Here is a 20,799-nt window from a genome sequence, read left to right as displayed (position 1 = left end):
AAGCAAGGTGTAGTCTAAACATAGCAGCCATGCTTTTAGGTCAGCTCTAAAGCATTACCTTTATGACCAGGCTAAAGCATTAAAAATATAATGATCAGGAGATACACTATGACGAAAGTCTTGCCTAAATATCGTAATTCTATGATTGCCATAGGACTTGCGATGGCATTGACCGCTTGTGAACAGGAAGCCCAATCAGGAGGTGCGCCAGGTCAAGAGCCTAGAGCGACTGCTGTAGAGTCCGTCATCATTGAAACCCAACCCGTAGAAATTACGGATACCTTGCCGGGTCGTACCAGCGCTTATCGTGTCGCGGAAGTTCGTCCTCAGGTTAACGGTATTATTATCGATCGACTATTTACAGAGGGAAGTAAAGTCGAAAAAGGGGATGTGCTGTATCAAATCGATCCTGCCACTTACGAAGCGACGTTAGACAGTGCCAAAGCGGAACTTGCTTCTGCTCAAGCGACGTTACAACGCGCCAAACTTCAGGCGGAGCGTTATCGTGAGTTGGTGAAGAACCGAGCGATCAGTGAACAAGATTATGAAGATGCAGATGCCACTTATCGTGCTGCGCTTGCTAGCTCAATGGCAGCGAAAGCCGCGGTGAAATCTGCTCAAATCAATTTAGATTATACCGAGATTAAAGCGCCGATTTCTGGGCGTATTGGTAAATCGTTTGTGACTGAAGGGGCATTGGTCACTGCAAGCCAAACGGATTACCTTGCGACTATTCAGCAAATTGACCCTCTTTATGTGGACCTTTCTCAGCCGAGTAACACTGTGTTGAAATTGCGCCAGCGCGCAACCAGCCAAGGTGAAATGAAAGTCAGTGGCATCAAGCTGACCTTAGACGACGGTACTGAGATTGATCAACCCGCTTCTTTGCAATTTGCTGATGTTTCAGTCGATGAATCAACGGGAACAGTCTCGCTGCGTGCGTTACTGCCCAACAAAGATAACACCTTACTACCTGGTTTGTACGTTCGTGCCAAAGTGCCCGTCGACAATGTTGACAGCGCTATCTTGGTTCCTCAAGCAGCGGTAAGCCGTGACACGACAGGGCGCGCACACGTGAAAATCGTCAACAGTGAAAATAAAGTTGAAGATCGCGTTGTGACAACAAGCCGTGTTGTTGGTACCAATTGGCTCGTGACTGATGGTCTGTCTGAAGGCGATCAAGTGATTGTTTCAGGCCTTCAAAAAATTGGTGATGGCAGTCTGGTAGACCCACAACAAATCGACAAACAATAGGTATGTAATTTATGGCTCGTTTTTTCATTGATAGACCCATATTTGCATGGGTTATCGCGATCCTTATTATGCTTGGTGGCGTATTGTCGATTACGACATTACCTGTTGAGCAATATCCGCAAATAGCACCACCATCGGTCAGTATTTCTGGTTCGTACACTGGTGCATCTGCGAAAACAGTAGAAGACAGTGTAACTCAGGTTATCGAACAGAACATGAATGGTATCGATAACATGCTTTACATGTCTTCAAACAGTGACTCAGCTGGTAACTTCCAAATTACATTGACGTTTGCGACAGGGACTGATCCTGATATTGCTCAGGTTCAGGTACAAAATAAGTTGAGTGCGGTAGAACCCAACTTACCTGATGCAGTTGTCAACCAAGGGGTAACAGTTGCTAAGTCAGCAGACAGCTTTTTAATGGTGGTCGGCTTTATCTCAAAAGATGGCTCGATGAACAACACTCAGCTGTCTGACTACGTGGTGTCAAACGTCCGTGATCCGCTAAGCCGCGTTCAGGGCGTGGGTGAGATTCAAGTGTTTGGTGCCCAGCACGCTATGCGTATCTGGCTTGATCCACACAAATTGAACAAGTTTAACTTAACGCCAAACGATGTGAGCACGGCGATCACCAACCAGAACACGCAAGTGTCGGTCGGTGAGCTCGGTGGTAACCCAGCAGTTGACGGTCAGCAATTAAGTGCAACGATCACCGCTCAAGGCCGCTTGAGTACGGTTGATGAATTTGAAAATATCCTACTGAAAGTGGATACCAATGGTGCTCAAATTCGCGTTAAAGACGTGGCTCGCGTTGAAATGGGCGGCGAAAACTACGCTGCGGTGGCAGAATACAACGGTAACTACGCCACCGGTATTGCGATTCGTTTGGCTTCGGGTGCGAACGCGCTAGATACAGCGGATGGCGTGCGTGCTAAGTTGGCCGAACTGCAAGATTTCTTTCCTGATACTCTCGAAATCGTTTACCCGTACGATACAACGCCATTCGTTAAAATTTCGATTGAAGAAGTGGTGCATACATTAGTTGAAGCGATCATCTTGGTGTTCGTGGTGATGTATGTGTTCCTGCAGAAGTTCCGTGCAACCTTGATTCCAACCATCGCCGTACCGGTTGTATTGCTCGGTACCTTCGGTGTGATGTCTGCCTTTGGCTATTCAATTAACACCTTGACGATGTTTGGTTTGGTGCTGGCCATCGGCTTGCTGGTGGATGACGCCATCGTCGTGGTGGAAAACGTTGAACGGGTTATGGAGGAAGATGGTCTTCCACCTCGTGAGGCAACGCGTAAGTCGATGGGGCAAATCACCGGTGCATTGGTGGGTATTGCTCTGGTATTGAGCGCGGTATTCATTCCGATGGCGTTCTTCGGTGGGGCGGCTGGCTCTATCTATCGTCAGTTCTCGATCACGATTGTATCGGCGATGGTACTTTCTGTTCTGGTGGCCATGATTTTAACGCCAGCGCTTTGTGCGACAATGCTTAAGCCGATCAAAAAAGGTGAGCATCACGGCGTAAAACGTGGGCCTCTCGCTTGGTTTAACAAAGGTTTCGACCTAGGAACTGACCGTTATCAAGGCATGGTTTCGAAGAGTGTAAAGACCAAGCTTCGTTACGTTATGGTTTACTTGGTGCTGGTCGGTGGTTTGATCTTTATGTGGAACCGCATTCCGACGTCCTTCCTACCTGAAGAAGACCAAGGGGTCTTTATGACCATGATTCAGTTACCAAGTGGTGCGACTCAAGAGCGCACACTTGATGTTATTGATGATGTGCGTAAACACTTCTTGGAAGGCGAAAAAGACAACGTGGTTTCTGTTTTCTCGGTCGCAGGCTTTAGTTTTGCAGGTCGTGGACAAAACATGGGTTTGGCGTTCGTCAAATTGACCGACTGGGATGAACGTACACGTCCTGATCAATCTGTTGATGCGATTATCGGCCGAGCTTGGGGGGCGTTATCTCAAATCAAAGATGCGCAGGTTTATACCTTTAACCTCCCAGCTATCCCAAGTTTGGGGACAGCCAGTGGTTTTGATGCTTATCTGGTTGACCGTGGTAACCAAGGTCATGAAGCTCTGCTCAATGCCCGTAACCAACTATTGGGTATGGCAGCGCAAAATGGTGACTTAACGTCAGTTCGTCCAAATGGTATGGAAGACTCGCCACAATTTAGAATTGATATCGATTACGAAAAAGCGATGGCAATGGGCGTCGCGGTGAGTGATATTAACTCGACGCTTTCAACCGCTTGGGGTTCACGTTATGTGAATGACTTTATCGATAATGGTCGTATCAAGAAAGTGTATGTTCAGTCTGATGCGCCTTACCGTATGGATCCAGAGGACATGAAACTGTGGCACGTACGAAATGCTGACGGCGAAATGGTTCCCTTTGAGGCTTTTGCGTCTTATCACTGGACTTATGGTTCGCCACGTCTTGAACGTTTCAACGGGTCGCCATCAATGAACATTCAAGGCTCTGCCGCTCCGGGTAAGAGTTCTGGTCAGGCGATGGAAGCGATTGAACGCCTCGTGCAGCAGTTGCCACCTGGTTTTGGTGTTGAATGGGGAGGAACATCGTTCCAAGAGAAACAATCGTCTTCGCAAGCCAGTTTACTCTACGGCATTTCATTGCTGATTGTATTCTTGTCCTTGGCGGCGCTTTATGAAAGTTGGAGTGTTCCATTCTCCGTCATGCTGGTTGTGCCACTGGGGATTCTAGGGGCGATTGTTGCTGCGACGTTGAAAGGGCTATCGAATGATGTCTACTTCCAAGTTGGTCTACTAACCACCATTGGTTTGTCTGCGAAAAACGCCATCTTGATTGTTGAGTTTGCGAAAGCGCTTTATGACGAAGGAATGGATCTGGTTAAGGCGACTATCGAAGCGTGTCGTATGCGTTTACGCCCGATCATGATGACATCGTTTGCGTTTATTCTTGGTGTACTTCCGCTGGCTCTAAGTTCTGGTGCTGGTGCTGCAAGTCGAAATGCGATTGGTTGGGGGGTTGTTGGCGGTATGTTAGCGGCGACCTTGCTGTCGATTTTCTTTGTTCCGGTGTTTTTCGTTATGGTCATGAAATTGTTCCGTACGCCACCGCAGAACCCGTCTTCTCAAGAGGAGAACACGGATGCAAACTAAGTTACTCTCTGTTCTCATTGCCGGCGCGCTCGCCGGCTGTAGTATGGCGCCAGACTACCAACGCTCATCGACCGATGTGTCGACATCAGGAGAAGGTTGGTCAGAGTCCACTGTTACGCAAGTAACCAACGAGACCGTGCTGCCCGAGTGGCGCACGTTCCTTGCGGATCCCAAGCTGCAATCGATTGTTGAGCTTGCACTTGAAAACAACAAAGACTTACGTCAAACGATTTTGAATGTAGCCGCGCTTCGTGCGCAATACCGCGTTCAAGATGCTGATCGTTACCCTGGGTTGGATGCAAATGCCTCGGGGAACCGTACCCGCTCGTCCGATGCTCTAACCGGAAACGGGGAGCAATACAGTTCGACTTACAGCGCGACAGTCGGCGTGACCAGCTATGAACTTGACCTTTTCGGGCGAGTAAAAAGTTTAAGCGATCAAGCGCTTGAAACGTATATGGCGGCAGAAGAAGGTCGTCGCAGTGCGGTGATTGCATTGATCTCTGAAGTGACGTCCAGTTACATGACTTTAATGGCGAATCAGGAGCTTCTTGCATTAAGCGAAGATACCGTCAAAGCCTATGAAGAGACATTGGAACTTGTCCAAACTCGTTATGATGCAGGTTTTAGTGATGCACTGACATTGGCGCAAAGTAAAACTGCATTACACAGTGCACAAGCAACCGTCTCTCAATACAAACTGGCGGTGGCACAAGGTTACAACACCTTACGCCAACTTGTTGGTGCTCCGATTAAAGCTCGTCTAGAAGGTAAGTTGCCGACAGAAGAGGGCAGCATCTTGTCGCAACTTGAAGTGGGAAGCACTTCTGCGCTGTTGCTGTCTCGTCCTGACATTATGGCGGCAGAGCATACATTAAAAGCAGACAATGCAAATATTGGTGCTGCACGTGCCGTGTTTTTCCCGCAAATTACTTTAACGGGTCAAGCTGGAATCAGCTCAAGTTCTTTGGATAGCTTATTTGGTTCTGATGCGACTTACTGGAGTTTCTCACCTGCGATCACAATGCCGATCTTCAACTGGGGAGCAACGTCTGCTCAACTAGATATTGCTGAAATCAGTAAAGAGGCATCGATCATTGCCTACCAACAAGCCATCGAAACGGGCTTTAAAGAAGTGTCGGATGCGTTGCTCGGCCAACAGTACTATATGGAAGAGTGGAACGCGCAAAAAGCGAACTTAGATGCAAACGAAGATTATTATCAGCTTGCAAAGTTACGCTTTGAAAAAGGCAGTGACAGCTACTTTGATTTGTTGGATGCACAGCGTTCACTGTTTGCGGCGCGTGAAAGTGAGTTGTCATCTCACCTTAACTTGCTGACTAGCCGCGTGAACCTCTACAAAGCGTTAGGTGGTGGCTGGCAAGCGGCCAATGAAGAGCAATCAACGTCTGTGAAGCATGCGCTTGAGACGATGGAAGCGCGTCAAGATGCTGATGATGAGTAATCTCGCTATATAAACGTTGAAGCCTCACTTCGGTGGGGCTTTTCTTTATTTTTTGCGTGTGACGTTGTCACTCGGGGTTGAGTAAACAAAAAAGCAGACCTAAGTCTGCTTTTGAAATGGCGGTTCTAATCGAGTTATTAAGCCCAGACGTCTTGGGCGATATCATTGATCAGACGAATTTTATCCCATTGGGCGTCAAATTCGATTTTATTGCCTTCCTGAGTCGAAGCAAATCCGCATTGTGGGCTAAGGCACAAATTATCGAGTGGTACAAAGGCCGTTGCTTCTTGAATTCGGTCCTTAATGTTTTGCTTGTCTTCCAACTCGCCAAACTTTGACGTCACTAAACCTAGTACGATTTTGCTATCTCGGTTTTTCCAGTGGCGTAGCGGAGCAAAATCACCCGAACGCTCTGAATCATATTCCAAGAAGAAACCATCGTAGTTGGTGGCAAACAGCGCCTCAGCCACTGGTTCGTAACCCCCTGAGAATAACCAAGAAGACGCATGGTTACCGCGACAGATATGCGTCGTGATCACCATGTCATTCGGCTTCACTTCCAGTGCTTGGTTGATGATTTGGGTACAAACTTGGGCAATACTGTCAGGGTCGATGCCTTTCTCTTTCAATTGTTCACGCTTTTGTGAATCAATGAGAAATGCCCAGTTGGTATCATCAAATTGTAAGTAGCGACAACCTGCATCGTAAAACGCTTTGATCGCATCTTGGTATGTGGTGGCAAGATCGGCGTAAAATTGCGTTAAGTCAGGATAAACTTCATCTATCTTGGATGTGCCATCATTAGCCAACACTTCTTGGCGAAGAATCATGGTTGGCGCAGGAATTGTCGCTTTCGCTACACTGCCATCGCCTGTCTCTGCGACTTTCTTTAAGTAGGCAAAATGTTCGATAAATGGATGCGACGAATCAAAGGAGACTTTGTCTACCAATCGAATGTTATACGCTGGCGCTGCTTTGCCTTGGAATTTTTGGTTGTAGCCTGTGTTTGGAACGTAGCCTTCTATGCCATTTAGGTTCTCAAGAAAATCGATGTGCCAAAAACCACGGCGAAACTCACCGTCAGTAATCACTTGTAGCCCAGCTTTCTTTTGTTGTTCGACAAGCTCGTTAACCGCTTTGTTTTCAATTTCTGTCAGTTGCTGCTTATTGATATTCCCTTGTGCAAAATCACGGCGCGCTTGATGCAGATAATCAGGACGAAGATAACTTCCGACAACATCGGAACGAAATGGAGGACGAATGGCCATGACAAAACCCTTTTAATGACGACTAAATTGAGAGTTCATAGTAATAGATGGCTAGATGTCTGTTAATGGAATTATATTCATCATTATCATGAATATAATTCAAGTTCGGATAATAATTCACCAACGGTGCTCAAGACGATAACAAAGATGGGTTTAATCCCATTTACCAAAGTAATATGGTTTTACCGAAGTAATAAGGTTTCAGGGGAGCGACCATCGCCACTGCGCGTTAGTATTTTAGTAATTCGTTGATTCTCATTTAAAAGATTATGAGAAAAACCAACAGGAACGAGTCTTAAAAAATCATACTTACAGAAAAGTACGTACTTATATTTTTTCAGTGCTGCTGGCAGACTGCTTCTACTCATCCTGATATGAGTATCGAACTTGAAGACCATCAGTGACTCTTGCCGATGATTGGTGGTTAAACTGAGGAATCCTATATGCGTAAAATGCTCCAACTCTTATTACTCTGTGTTGCACTTTTCCAACTCTCTACCGCGGCTTATGCTGATGAAGCACTGTCTCAAAAAGAGCAAAATCGTCAAACAGTACTCAATTTTTATGAAGCCGGACTCAACAAGAAGGACGCCGATGAGGCACTAAAATACGTCGGTGACGTTTATATTCAGCACAACCCTCATGCAGCTGATGGGCCTGAGGGATTTCGAGGTTTTGTCACCTTTTTACGCGAGAAGTATCCGCAATCGCATAGTGAAATTACTGCCAGCTTTGTTGATGGGGATTATGTCATTCTTCACGTTCATGCGGTGAGAAGCCCCGGAACAAGAGGTGTCGCGATTGTCGATATCTTTAGGTTGGATAATGGAAAAATCGTTGAGCACTGGGATGTAAGTCAAGAAGTGCCAGAAAAATCCGCGAACAACAACACCATGTTTTAACACTTGTTACCGATAAAATTAGCCAGCACATAGGTCTGGCTAATTTGTCGTTACTCGCTGTTGGTATCAATTACGCGTTGGCAAATAGATAAGTGCGGTAGCCTCCGATCAAATTACGGGCTTTGTAGCCGTTATTCACCAATTGACGATAAGCAACATTACCACGTAGGCCGACCTGACAGTAAATGATGATCTCTTTGTCTTTTGGCAGTTCGTGCATACGCTGACGTAGCTGGTCAACGGGAATATTCACAGCACCGTCTAAGTAACCATTTTTTAGCTCGCCAGGGTTACGCACATCGAGTAATAATTGGTTGTCGTTTAAATCATCGATTTGGTCAAAATAGATAGGCGTAGAATCGCCTTTAATAATATTATTTGCGACAAAGGCGGCTTGGTTGATGACATCTTTCGCACTGCCATATGGAGGCGCATAGGTGAGCTCAAGGTGTTGCAATTGTTCGACGGTCATTCCGGCGCGTTGTGCGACAGCCAGAACGTCGATGCGTTTATCGACGCCGTCTTTACCAACAGCCTGAGCACCAAGGATCTTGCCCGTTTGCGGCGTAAAAAGAAGCTTTAATGACACAACTTGAGCTCCTGGGTAGTAGCTAGCGTGGCTCGCGGTATGAACGTAGGCTTTTTGAAAATCAATGCCATCCCGAAGAAGTTGTTTCTCATTTTTACCCGTCGAAGCAACCGCTAAATCAAAAACCTTGCAAATCGCGGTTCCTTGAGTGCCTTGATAGGCTTCACTGCGGCCAAGCATGTTGTCTGCGGCGATTCGTCCTTGGCGGTTAGCGGGCCCTGCAAGTGGCACAAGTGTCGATTCGCCTGTCACGAAATCCTGCTCTTCGATTGCATCGCCAACCGCATAAATCGCTTCATCGTTGGTTTGCATATAAGCATTCGTAACAATCCCACCCAGTTTACCGATATCTAATCCAGCTTGCTGAGCGAGTTGAATTTCCGGGCGAACACCGATAGCCATAATTAAAATACCGGTGGTGATTCGTTCATCATTGCTTAATGTCAGTTCAAGTTGTTGCATAAATATGCATTTTGTTCTTGTTCACTGATCACATATATTTTAGATCTGTCCCATATTTTATCATTCTGAATCGATTAGAGTGGCATCTTTAAAGGCTACGATTAATTCATCTACGTGATAGTTTTCTTGCCCTCCTATTTTGTTGTAGAGATATATTTACAACACACTCATAATTTTTGGTAATTGTAATATTTTATTTCTTTTCTGTAGGGTGAACTCAAGAAGTATCGACTTGCGTCATGGTTTTCTAGCGATAAGAGATCATATGAGAGGGGTTTGTCACATAAATGATTTTTTAGTATAGAGCTTTATTTGTATTATTTTATTATTTATACGGTTGGGTTTAACGAAAGTTAATCATCACAAGAAAAACTACATAACAAACAATAATTACTAAGTGCTATGTATTTTAAGTACTTAGGTGAAAAACTGGATAAAATTATGAAGTATAAAAATCTCGCTTTAACGATCTCTGCTGCCCTTCTAGCAACTAGCGTATCTGCCGCCTCTTTGGATTTTAGACAAGAATATAAACATGAGTCTGAAAGTTACTCGAGTCGTGTAAAAATTGGCGGTGCAGCAGGAAACCACTATTTTGGCGTTGAAGCAAAGCAAAAAGGCAATCCTTTTGACGAAGGTTGGGAGTCTGGAGACAACGAGTTTGACTATGGTTATAAGCTAAAGTTGGATGAGCACTGGTTGTTGCAACCTGGAATGCCAGTTACTTTTGGTAGCGACAAAGTGACGTTCAAACCACAACTTCGAGTTCAGTATTCATTTGACTCAGGGTTAAAAGCGAAGCTTCGATACCGCCATGAGATCAGAAAATATACTGATGACGCTGGTACTGATACAGAGCAAAAAAGTAAATTAACAGCGAATCTTGATTATGGTTTTGAAAATCTAGCTGTGGGTTTGGAAGCCAATTATGAAAAAAGTTTAGATGACGTGATTTTCTTTGATAATAAAGATAGCAACTGGGATGTAAACATGAAGATCAGCTATAAGGAAGCTGATTGGGCATGGAAGCCGTATGTAGAGTTCGGTAACGTATCTGTTTCTTCAACGAGTGGAGACCGACAACTAAGAAGTCGTGTCGGTTTAACTTATAGCTTCTAGTTTTCACCTTTCAACAGTTGTTTATGCCCTTCAATAATCTGAAGGGCATTTCTATTTATAAGTTTAAATACTTAGACGGTACATTGTACCAATGGTCGAGTTGCCCTTAGGTGTCACTCTGGCTAGTTGTGCAAGCAATAATTCCGCAGTTGCTACTGCATCCGCTAATGCGTTATGGCCGTTGTACTCCGGAAGGCCATACCTTGAACGGGTCGCGGATAGTGTGACGTCTATTGGCTCTCCAGAGCTTGCAGTCTTTGAAAGGCGTTTTTCTATTGTTAGTGTATCTAGCCACATCAAAGGGGGTGGGTTAATACTGAATACACTGTGTAGATATTGATTTAGAAAATTCTTTTCAATCATGCTTCCATGCGCTACCAATAGCTTTCCCCTAGCGCTAGACAAGAAATGTTGAATGGCATCATGAATTGACACCCCATCAGAAAGCATCTGAGGTGTTATGTGATTAATAATTGCCGTCTCAGGTTTTATTTGAGAATCACTGTCGATGTACATGTGTTGAGATGTTGATAGATCGACTTGGTTACCGATGATTTCTACCCACCCAATAGATAGAATGAGGTCTTCTTCTGAATCTAAGCCGGTTGTTTCGATGTCTAAAACTATTAACGTTATTTCAGACAGGCATTGATTTACTGAGAAAGCATCGTACTTAATGAGATCTTTAATCGGGTCGGGTAAAACGTTTTGCTTCAGATAGTTAATACGTCTGCGATTTAGGCGGGCACATGGATGAAAATGATTGATTAAACACCTCATTGAGTCGCTCCGAATCGTATTTTTGCGGCTTCTTGCAGATCGGCGATGATGCGGAAAGCGTCCTTTAAGTGTTTACGTTCAAAACTTCCGAAGGAGTTTGGGTCGATATGATTGTCGGGAACGCCACCACTTTTAAGTGCCTCTAGTTGATGAGCAAAGCGAAATGATGAAATAAACTGGTACGCGTTAGTTATATTTTTATAAGCGTCATCACTTAGCATACCTTTTTCGTTGGCAGTTTTAAATCGTTCATCAGTGCCTGAAGAGTTGCATGCGACTGAAAGACCATAGATACGAGCTAGATCTATTATTAAATTGATAGCGTATTTCTTAACATTTAGGGTTTTCTTGTTCTCTCCTGACTTCTCCAACACTAGGCTGTTAAATATCCCTAAAGGAGGGTTTACTGAAACAGCTTCATTGACAAGCATAGATAAAAATTCTTTGTTTTCATTAATATCTGAATGAAGTTCATTTCGTAAAACTTGTTCGAAATTCTTGTTACCGAAAACTGTCCGAATTTCAAGAAAAACGGTTATGTTCAGCAAGCGCTCATATTCCGGGTTAGCGACCCATTTCTTGTAATAGCTTTTCCATACGTGTAATGGCTGACACCATTGAGGAGTGACAGCCATGAACTTTCCGGTACACAATGGGTAATCACAACTAGCGAGTCCTTTTGATACCATCATTGCTAAGTGCTTAAAGTAGATTTTATCGTTTGCCGTTGCGTTATCAGCTAGGACAATCGCACTATCTTGGTCAGACAACATATGAACTTCATTTCGCGCGTGCGAACCTGCGACTATCCAGGAAAAGTCACACGGGGGAGGGCCTAATTTATCAATGGCTATTTGAATGAGTCGACGAGTGTATGCATCCATGATCATTGTCATTACTCTTCCTATGATTTCTGGAGACACTTTGCCTTCAACTAAAGCCTCAAATATGGCCTGACGCTCTGGTGTGTAACTTGACAGCGACTTTACGCTACCAGCGTATTTAATTTTTTCTATTAGAAATACCGCTTGAACCCTATGATTTTGTACTAAGTGACTTGTCGTTAAAATTCCAACTACCTTATTGTCTTTTACGACAGGCAGGTTGCGAATATTGTGTTGCATCATGATGGAAGCTGCATGTAGCACCAAGTCCTCTGGATGGACAGTGAGAGGGTCTTTGGTTATGACGGTAGATATTGGATTATCAATGCTTACACGTTGTGATATTACTCGCTTTGTCATATCGCGATCTGTAATAACGCCTATGATGGTTTCATGGTCATAAACAACGGCGCAGGGAGAACATTTTATCATCATTTCAGTAGCAACAGCTTGAATCGATTGATTAGCTTGAACGACAGCAACTTGTCGGCTTGCGATGTCACTTACTTGTTTTATAAATAGCCCTTTTTCTTTATTCGACCATACAACATCTAAGGCAGATTTCAGGCGAAGTTGAGCTTGAGAAGCGAAATGCTCAGCAAGTTCCGGGTGAACAGAGAAAAGCCTCTGTAAAGCACTGTTAGGTACTACGTATACTAATGAATTTTCAATAGCGATTGCTTTATACTGCTTACTTGGTTCGATATTATTTCCTAGAAAAGTGAATCCAAAAAGATCATCTGCTCCAAGTTTTGCTCTTAGTACACCATTGTTTTTACGTTGTTCAATCGAACCTGTACGAACAACATAAAGACATTTTTCTTGGTCACAGACGTAAGGTTCAATTACTTCACCTTTTCTCAAGTATCTGATTTTGATATCTGATGCTAGGTTGCGTAGGGATTTCTTTGGTATTTTGTCGAAAGGATCTATTTGACTAATGAATTGTAAAATATTGGGTAATAAGGATTCAGTCATCAGGAAAGTCTCTCGCTTGTTAATTGTATTATTATATACTTAATTCAACGAGGTTTCTCTGAAGTAGGCTACATTTTTACAATTGGTGGACTATTGATACTGTTCGATTGGTCCAAATAAAAAAGCACGTGATGTCCACGTGCTTTTGCTATTTTTAAGTCTATTTAACCACCTTCCGCCAATCTGTGTTTTGAATCTAACAGATGGTCGATTGATGCCTGACGGGCTTTTTCAGCATTGCCTGCCATAATTGCTTCATAGATATTTCGATGCTCATTGATACAAGTGCTGCCTTCTTCAGAGGAATGGGCAATGAAGTTAATGAACATTGTTGTTAATACATGACCAAATGGTAAGAAGAAATCATTACCTGTTGAGTTAAAGATAATACTGTGGAATCGAATATCTACATTCATCCAGCGTTTTTTATCTAGCTCATCTTCATTGGCAACTTCTAACATGTCTTGAAATGCTTCTGATAGCTCAATACGTTGCTTTGCTGTCGCATTTTTAGCGGCCAGTGCGCAGGCTTCAGGTTCAATAGCACGTCTTAGACCAAGGAACTGATGACAAAATTGATCTATTTCAGTTAGGCCATCCATCCACTCGATGAGCTGAGGGTCAAGAAAATTCCAGTAAGCTCTATCGATAACGCGTGTACCTACTTTAGGGCGTGATTCCAATAGTCCTTTTGACGTTAACAGTTTTACCGCTTCACGAAGAGCTGTTCGGCTAATACCAAATTGTTCGCAAAGTACCATTTCACCTGGAAGTATGGAGCCTTGGGCAATTTTGCCAGATAAAATATTACGAGCAATTTCACGCGCAACTTGAACGTGAAGGCTACGTTTTGAACCGGATATAGAGTGGAATTCGCCAGACATAAAATCACTTTTCGCTAAATATGTATTATTTAAGCCGTAATATATCACTAGTGATAGAAGTCACCAAGCAGATGTTTGTGTTTCATGTAGCAAACAGAACTTAAATCTAGGTATTGCTTATCATGGTTGGCTATGCAGTTTAGCTTAGTCACATGGAATACGAGTCTAAATACTATAAATTTCACTAGGGAACATTTAAAACTAATTGCCAACTTCTGGTGTTATTGTATTATTTATTTAAATGAAAAAGAACTGATGTTTGAGCTTGAAACAAACATTTGGAGAGTGTTGGATGATCGAGTATTCAAGTTTAAAACAGTCGGGTTGCAAGCTTCATGTACAAATAGCCACAGAAATTGCGTGTAAAATTCTTTCTGGTGAGTTAACTCCTAACGAGAAGTTACCAAGTGAAATGGAATTGTGCAGCACTTTTGGTGTAAGCAGAACTGCATTGCGTGAGTCTTCTAAGTTGTTGTCTGCCAAAGGTTTAATTGCAGCTAAGCCTAAGATAGGCACGATCGTATTACCCAGACACCATTGGCACTTTCTGGATCCTCAGCTCTTAGAATGGATAAAAGGGCTTAACGATAATCAGAGGTTTTTGGCTCAATTTTTGGGACTCCGCAAAGCTATTGAGCCTGAAGCCTGTGCGTTGGCAGCAAAGCATGCAACAGTTGAGCATAGAAAAGAACTTTCTGTTATCTTTCAACAAATGGTGTTGGCTGCTGAACAATTTAACTATGATGAATGGATTAAAAATGATCATTTATTCCATCAAACCATATTCTTAGCAACTCAGAATCACTTTTTTCTACCATTTAGCAATATCCTTTCAACGATTTTTAAGCTGTTCATCAATCACTCATCAGAGGGCGGCCGCTTCTGTTTGGACGAGCATCGAGTTATATACGATGCGATTATGGCTGGTAACAGTATTCAGGCCAGGTTGGCGTCACAAGCGCTACTTCAAGATGATAATCAAAAGTTGTCCCGGCTAGGTGTCGTGTGACATATAGCGAAAGGATACTAACAACACTCAATGTAATCGCAAATAATTCTATAGGAAGATGTCTGTGCTCCTTTCTCCTTATGTGAAAAGAAATTTATCCTTAGCCTGGCCACTTGCGTTTAATGCATTATTGATGCAATCCGCATTAATGATTGATACCTATTTAGTGACTCCTCATGGTGAGATTTCACTTGCGGCTCTCGGAATTGCAACCACGATAATTTCATTCATTTTGGGTATTCAAATGGCGTTAGCTAATGGATCTCAATTGGTGCTAAGTCGTTCGGTTGGGGAAGGAACAAAAGGAGCAATAGATAAGGGATTTTGGGCCGCATTGCTTATCAATATGTCTATATCCGGCTTGTTCTACTTAATTTTAATGCGATATAGCGATGTTCTGATTAGTACTTTAACCAACGAAGCCGACATTCTTTCTGAAACGAAAAGCTACCTGAGTGTAGCGAAGTATATAGTCGTCATTAATGCAGCTACGCAAGTTATGATTGCATTGTTTAACGCTCTTGGCAGAACCAAAGTTCCTTTTAAAGGTTACTTATTTGAGCTTCCTGTTAATGTTATAACTTCTTACGTGTTAATTAACGGTGTCGGAAGCTTCGGTGGGATAGGCGTTACCGGTGCTGCCGCGGGTAGCTTAATCGCAATTGTTATCCGACTACTTTTTTTAACCACTTGTATTTACTTTGAATCGGCTCTGACTCTTCGCTTTACAATCATTAAAAGTGTAATGGGGTCTAATGTTGTTAGTCACTTTAAAGAGATCTTTCCTGTAGCAGCTAATGTAACCATGCTTCAAATTGGAGCGACGGTATATATGTTGCTGTACTCCCAATTACCGATAACATCTTATATAGCTATGACGATAGTGATGCCATGGATTAAAGTTGGTACGCAGTTCATAACAGCATGGGCGTTAACATCCGCTATTACTATCAGCCAAGCCATAGGCTCTCGTGACATTTCAGACTTACATAAAAATGTGAATGTAAGTATCAGGATGGCGGTTCTTATATCATGTCTTTCAGCTCTGTTTTTTTTGCTGCTTAGCATGTCGTTACCAAGTATTTATCCAGACTTAGATACTTCTATCTATGACGCTATTTCTATCATTGCACCATTATATATAGTTTTGCCGATTGTTCGGGGTTACAACACCGTGCATGGGCATGTGCTCAGAGCTTTAGGTAAAACAACGGAAGTTTTTAAGGTCAATTTCACTGGGCAATGGGTTATTTCAATCCCTTTGTGTGCCCTTGCTATCTTATATTTTGAACTGTCGATATTTTGGGCGTTTGCTGTTATGCCGTTGGAAGAAATCGTTAAGGCATACCCATTCAGGTATTTGGCTAGAAAAACTCTCAATGGTTTTACTTTAGAGCAAGCGGATAACCTTATGTATGATTAATTACTGTCATTGATATGATTTTTCTTACTTTTTAAAACCTATGCATAGATCGTAAAGGTTTATTTTGTATTATAAAATAAACCTTTTTTTGTTTTCCTGTAGGCTGTTTTGTTTTTTGTTTAGTTATTGTTTTTATTGTTTTTGTATTCTTTTTTCCTGATTTTTAACTAACTATTTATTCTTTGTTCCACCTAAGTTGTATGATTTTTTAGAATGACATAAATTTTACCCACATCACGAAATTGAAGTATTGTACTACAAATAGGCGATAGCCTTGGCTATTATCCATTTCGACATAAAACATATTTAAAAAGGTCGAGAATATGGAACTCAATACATTAGTTGTTGGCATCTATTTTCTATTCTTAATTGCGATAGGATGGATGTTCAGAACATTTACAAGTACTACTAGTGACTACTTCCGGGGCGGCGGTAGCATGCTATGGTGGATGGTTGGCGCTACAGCCTTTATGACACAGTTTAGTGCGTGGACATTTACTGGTGCAGCCGGTAAGGCATATAGCGATGGTATGGCTGTAGCTATGATCTTTGTAGCGAATGCGTTTGGTTACTTCATGAACTATGCGTACTTTGCTCCTAAGTTCCGTCAGTTACGCGTTGTCACAGTAATTGAAGCAATTCGTATGCGTTTTGGTAAGCACAATGAGCAGGTTTTCACTTGGTCAAGTATGCCAAATAGTGTTGTGTCTGCGGGTGTTTGGCTAAATGCGCTGGCAATTATTGCCTCAGGCATCTTTGGTTTTGATATGAACACAACCATTATTGTTACTGGTTTAGTTGTTCTAGTCATGTCTGTAACAGGTGGATCTTGGGCGGTTATCGCATCTGACTTCATGCAGATGGTTATCATCATGGCTGTAACTGTAACTTGTGCTGTAGTTGCGATTATCCAAGGTGGTGGTGTTGGTGAAATTGTGAGTAATTTCCCAGTCGATGAAGGTGCTTCGTTCGTTTCAGGTAATGACCTTAACTATTTGAGCATTTTTGGTATCTGGGCATTCTTTATCTTTGTGAAGCAGTTCAGTATCACAAACAACATGCTTAACTCTTATCGCTACCTTGCGGCTAAAGACTCTAAAAATGCTAAGAAAGCTGCTTTGCTAGCATGTGTATTGATGACAATGGGCCCAATGATTTGGTTTATGCCTTCTTGGTTCATCGCAGGTCAAGGTGTTGATCTAGCACTTCATTATCCGGAGGCTGGTTCAAAAGCGGGTGATTTTGCGTACTTGTACTTTGTTCAAGAATATATGCCAGCAGGTATGGTCGGCTTATTGATTGCGGCGATGTTTGCAGCAACCATGTCTTCTATGGACTCTGGTCTAAACCGCAACTCAGGTATTTTTGTTAAGAACTTCTATGAACCGATTCTTCGCCCACAAGCAAGTGAGAAAGAACTGGTTGCGGTTTCAAAAGCAACTTCAACCGTGTTCGGTGTGGCGATTATCCTAATTGCACTGTTTATTAACTCGTTAAAAGGGCTAAGTCTGTTTGATACCATGATGTACGTTGGTGCCCTAATTGGTTTCCCAATGACAATTCCGGCTTTCTTAGGCTTCTTTATTAAGAAAACACCTGACTGGGCTGGCTGGGGTACACTATTGGTTGGTGCTGGTGTTTCTTATGTTGTTGGTTTTGTAATCAATGCTGAAATGGTAGCGAGCTGGTTCGATCTAGAAACTCTAACTAAACGTGAATGGTCTGACTTGAAAGTAGCACTGGGTCTTATTGGTCACATTGTGTTTACTGGCGGATTCTTTATCCTATCAACGCTATTCTATAAGCCACTTTCTGAAGAGCGTCAGAAGAATGTTGATAAGTTCTTTGAAAACCTAGATACGCCGCTTGTTTCAGAGTCTAGCGAACAGAAAAAACTGGATAACAAACAACGTAAGATGCTTGGTTCCCTAATCGCTGTTGCAGGCCTAGGTATTATGGCGATGTTCTTACTGCCGAACCCATTATGGGGACGATTCGTGTTCGTACTTTGTGGTGCAATAGTTGGTGGTGTAGGTGTCCTACTGATGAAAGCTGTGGACGAGAAGTCTGAAGTAGCACAAACAGCTACTGAAAGCTAAGTTGGTGAGTAGTTATAAGCGGTCATAATTATGGCCGCTTTTTTTTGCTTTTTCGAATTTTAAGAATGAGAAGTGGAATGAATATGAAAAAGAAAAACACAAAAAGCGCTTTATCTTTAGCCATTACCTTCACTTTGATTGGTGCTGGTTGTGCAACCCCTGTTGATCATCAAGGACGAACAGAGATTCTTTCTCCAATAAATATTGAAGCAAGTGGACATGATGGAAATGGTCCTGAAAGGCTGTTTGATCAAGATATAAAAACGCGTTGGTCTGTAAATGGTGTCAATGAGTGGGCTATTTATGACTATGGCTCAGCGTATGAATTTAATGCGATTAGAGCCGCTTTTCATAAAGGAAATGAACGCAAGACTAAGTTTGATATTCAAGTCAGTACGGATGCGGAATCATGGACAACTGTACTTCAAGCTCAGGACAGCTCAGGTGGTGTGATAGGTTATGAGCGTTTCGAATTTGCCCCAATTAAAGCTAGGTATATTAAGTATGTAGGGCAAGGTAATAGCAAAAATAACTGGAATAGTGTCACTGAATTTGCTGCTTTAAACTGTGGTATAGATGCCTGCCCGACGGAACATATCATTACTCCAGAAGTGATTGCCGCTGAGCAAGATATGATCGCAAAGCTTAAAGCAGAAGCGAAAGCGAAAAAAGATGCGAGAAAAGACCTGCGTAAAGGTAATTTTGGTGTTCCTGCTGTTTACCCTTGTCAAACTACGGTGCAATGTGACGTTAAAAATGCATTAGTAACGCCAAATATTCCTAGTGAACCTAAATCCGGTAATGTACCAAGCGAGAATTTTGATTTAACGGAATGGTATTTATCTCAACCATTTGATCACGATGAAAATGGACGTCCAGATGATGTGTTCGAATGGGACTTAGCAAATGGTTATCAACACCCCGAGATATTCTATACTGCCGCTGATGGGGGACTTGTATTTAAGTCGTTCGTTAAGGGCGTTCGTACTTCTAAGAATACCAAATATGCCCGAACAGAATTGCGTGAGATGCTTCGTAAAGGTGACACATCGATATCAGTTAAAGGGGTAAACAAAAATAACTGGGTATTCAGTTCTGCGCCTGTTGAAGATCAAAAAGCGGCTGGTGGTATTGATGGTGTATTGGAAGCGACTTTGAAAATTGACCACACAACATCTACCGGTGAAGCAGGCGAAGTCGGTCGATTCATTATTGGTCAAATTCACGACCAAGATGATGAGCCAATTCGTTTATACTATCGCAAACTCCCGAACCGTGAAAAAGGTACGGTTTACTTTGCTCATGAGAATACTCTGAAAGGAACTGATACATATTACGACCTTGTTGGTGGAATGACAGGTGAAATCGGTGATGACGGTATTGCCCTTGGCGAGAAGTTTAGTTATCGCATTGAAGTTGTTGGTAATACGATGACCGTTACGCTCATGCGGGATGGTAAAACTGATGTTCAACAGATTGTAGATATGAGTGAGAGTGGTTATGACGTAGGCGGTAAGTACATGTACTTTAAGGCGGGTGTTTATAACCAGAATATTACTGGTGACCTGGATGATTATGTTCAGGCAACTTTCTATCAATTAAAAACTTCTCACGATACGTATTAATTCTCTCATTTAACTAATACTCCTTCATATTGTTGAAGGGGTATTAGTGTTTTTAAGCCCGACATAAAGATAGTAGGTAAATAAAATATGACAAATTTAAGTGAACAAGCGGCTTCAGAGTTATTAAACCGCCGTGTAGCAGGGATTAAAGCCCCAAGGCTTGATGAAAAACTTCGTCCAGCCTGTGTTGAAGATGCGGTTAGAATTCAATCTTCAATGATCGATTTACACTCTGATAAAGTTGGAGGATGGAAATGTTTGCAGCCGCTTGCGGAAGACAAATTTGTGTTAGCTCCAATTTTTTCTAATACCGTTCAGCGTGGTGATTGTTGCGAACTGTTTAAGGACAACGGTGTAGTAAGAATAGAGCCTGAAATTGCATTTGTTCTAGCTAAAACGTTACCAGCGAATGAAGAGGGTTATAGTGAAGAGCAAATTAATGAAGCTATTGGTTCTTGCCATATGGCTTTAGAACTCATGCAGTCACGATTTGCAGACGATAGTGGTGCCGAGTTTTTAGAAAAACTTGCCGATGGCTTGATGAACCAAGGGTTGTTCATCGGTCCTGAGATTGCTCGCGACAAGGCGTTCGATGCAAGTACAATTGATATTACCGTTGCACAGGAAGGAAATATTCAGAAATTCTCTGGCAAGCATCCTAATAACCTAGCGCAAACACCGATCTATTGGTTTATTAATTACATGACTCGCCGAGGTGTTGAGTTTCAAGCTGGGGAAGCGATTATCACAGGCTCATACTGTGGAATCGTTGAAGTTGAATTTGATAAGCCAACCACGATTATGTATGACGGTATCGGTGAATACACGGTAGAGTTTAAAGAAAAGAACGATTAATAAGCTTAATTTATAATCCAAACAGCAATGCCCACGATAGTTTCT

General features: G+C 42.6%; 14 protein-coding genes and 1 pseudogene. 10 read left to right on the top strand and 5 right to left on the bottom strand.

What is annotated here, in order from left to right; translation table 11 throughout:
* Window positions 1-108: 108 nt before the first annotated feature.
* Genes M1D72_RS04135 through M1D72_RS04125 form a run of 3 tightly spaced genes read left to right on the top strand, consistent with a single transcriptional unit; the run spans window position 109 to window position 5,877 of the window.
* The gene (locus tag M1D72_RS04135; RefSeq protein ID WP_390194406.1) at window positions 109-1,254 is read left to right on the top strand and encodes an efflux RND transporter periplasmic adaptor subunit; all 1,146 of its coding nucleotides are present in this window, start codon (window positions 109-111) and stop codon (window positions 1,252-1,254) included.
* A gap of 11 nt (window positions 1,255-1,265) precedes the next feature.
* On the top strand, window positions 1,266-4,412 hold the full coding sequence (locus M1D72_RS04130) for an efflux RND transporter permease subunit (RefSeq protein ID WP_456294627.1): 3,147 nt from the start codon (window positions 1,266-1,268) through the stop codon (window positions 4,410-4,412).
* A complete protein-coding gene (locus M1D72_RS04125; protein WP_456294626.1) occupies window positions 4,402-5,877 on the top strand; it encodes an efflux transporter outer membrane subunit in 1,476 nt (491 codons plus the stop codon). The genes M1D72_RS04130 and M1D72_RS04125 overlap by 11 nt, the downstream gene beginning before the upstream one ends.
* Before the next feature lie 137 nt (window positions 5,878-6,014).
* Here the strand turns inward: M1D72_RS04125 and M1D72_RS04120 are convergent, their stop codons facing one another.
* Entirely contained in the window at window positions 6,015-7,145 is a 1,131-nt protein-coding gene (locus M1D72_RS04120) for a 5-methyltetrahydropteroyltriglutamate--homocysteine S-methyltransferase (RefSeq protein WP_456294625.1), read from the bottom strand.
* Between the two features lie 443 nt (window positions 7,146-7,588).
* Here M1D72_RS04120 and M1D72_RS04115 point away from each other — a divergent pair, with 443 nt between their 5' ends.
* Entirely contained in the window at window positions 7,589-8,047 is a 459-nt protein-coding gene (locus tag M1D72_RS04115; protein WP_456294624.1) for a nuclear transport factor 2 family protein, read from the top strand.
* 70 nt (window positions 8,048-8,117) lie between these two features.
* Here the strand turns inward: M1D72_RS04115 and M1D72_RS04110 are convergent.
* A pseudogene (locus tag M1D72_RS04110) lies at window positions 8,118-9,092 on the bottom strand (rhodanese-like domain-containing protein); the annotation flags it as partial.
* A 444-nt stretch (window positions 9,093-9,536) separates the two neighbouring features.
* Here M1D72_RS04110 and M1D72_RS04105 point away from each other — a divergent pair.
* Window positions 9,537-10,217, top strand: coding sequence for an oligogalacturonate-specific porin KdgM family protein (locus M1D72_RS04105; RefSeq protein WP_456295601.1), 681 nt, complete (start codon window positions 9,537-9,539; stop codon window positions 10,215-10,217).
* A gap of 63 nt (window positions 10,218-10,280) precedes the next feature.
* Here M1D72_RS04105 and M1D72_RS04100 read toward each other — a convergent pair whose 3' ends face one another.
* The 3 genes from M1D72_RS04100 to M1D72_RS04090 all read right to left on the bottom strand — a co-directional run bounded on the left by M1D72_RS04100 (window position 10,281) and on the right by M1D72_RS04090 (window position 13,743).
* Entirely contained in the window at window positions 10,281-10,997 is a 717-nt protein-coding gene (locus tag M1D72_RS04100) for a 3'-5' exonuclease (protein WP_456294623.1), read from the bottom strand.
* Complete coding sequence (locus tag M1D72_RS04095) at window positions 10,994-12,859, bottom strand: DUF294 nucleotidyltransferase-like domain-containing protein (RefSeq protein WP_456294622.1); 1,866 nt, start codon at window positions 12,857-12,859, stop codon at window positions 10,994-10,996. The genes M1D72_RS04100 and M1D72_RS04095 overlap by 4 nt, the downstream gene beginning before the upstream one ends.
* Before the next feature lie 164 nt (window positions 12,860-13,023).
* The gene (locus tag M1D72_RS04090) at window positions 13,024-13,743 is read right to left on the bottom strand and encodes a FadR/GntR family transcriptional regulator (RefSeq protein WP_456294621.1); all 720 of its coding nucleotides are present in this window, start codon (window positions 13,741-13,743) and stop codon (window positions 13,024-13,026) included.
* Window positions 13,744-14,035: 292 nt separating this feature from the next.
* Here M1D72_RS04090 and M1D72_RS04085 point away from each other — a divergent pair, with 292 nt between their 5' ends.
* From M1D72_RS04085 to M1D72_RS04065, 5 genes are all read left to right on the top strand, one after another.
* Window positions 14,036-14,752, top strand: a complete 717-nt coding sequence (locus tag M1D72_RS04085; RefSeq protein ID WP_456294620.1) for a FadR/GntR family transcriptional regulator — start codon at window positions 14,036-14,038, stop codon at window positions 14,750-14,752.
* 133 nt (window positions 14,753-14,885) lie between these two features.
* Entirely contained in the window at window positions 14,886-16,175 is a 1,290-nt protein-coding gene (locus tag M1D72_RS04080) for an MATE family efflux transporter (protein ID WP_456295600.1), read from the top strand.
* A 323-nt stretch (window positions 16,176-16,498) separates the two neighbouring features.
* Entirely contained in the window at window positions 16,499-18,274 is a 1,776-nt protein-coding gene (locus M1D72_RS04075; RefSeq protein ID WP_456294619.1) for a sodium:solute symporter family protein, read from the top strand.
* A gap of 83 nt (window positions 18,275-18,357) precedes the next feature.
* Entirely contained in the window at window positions 18,358-19,899 is a 1,542-nt protein-coding gene (locus M1D72_RS04070) for a polysaccharide lyase family 7 protein (protein ID WP_456294618.1), read from the top strand.
* An 87-nt stretch (window positions 19,900-19,986) separates the two neighbouring features.
* Complete coding sequence (locus M1D72_RS04065) at window positions 19,987-20,754, top strand: hydratase (protein ID WP_456294617.1); 768 nt, start codon at window positions 19,987-19,989, stop codon at window positions 20,752-20,754.
* The last annotated feature ends 45 nt before the right edge of the window (window positions 20,755-20,799 follow it).

It is taken from the genome of Vibrio sp. AK197 (genome assembly GCF_053903115.1).
Note: the sequence above shows the minus strand (reverse complement) of the source record. Positions and strands in the feature narration are given on the sequence as shown.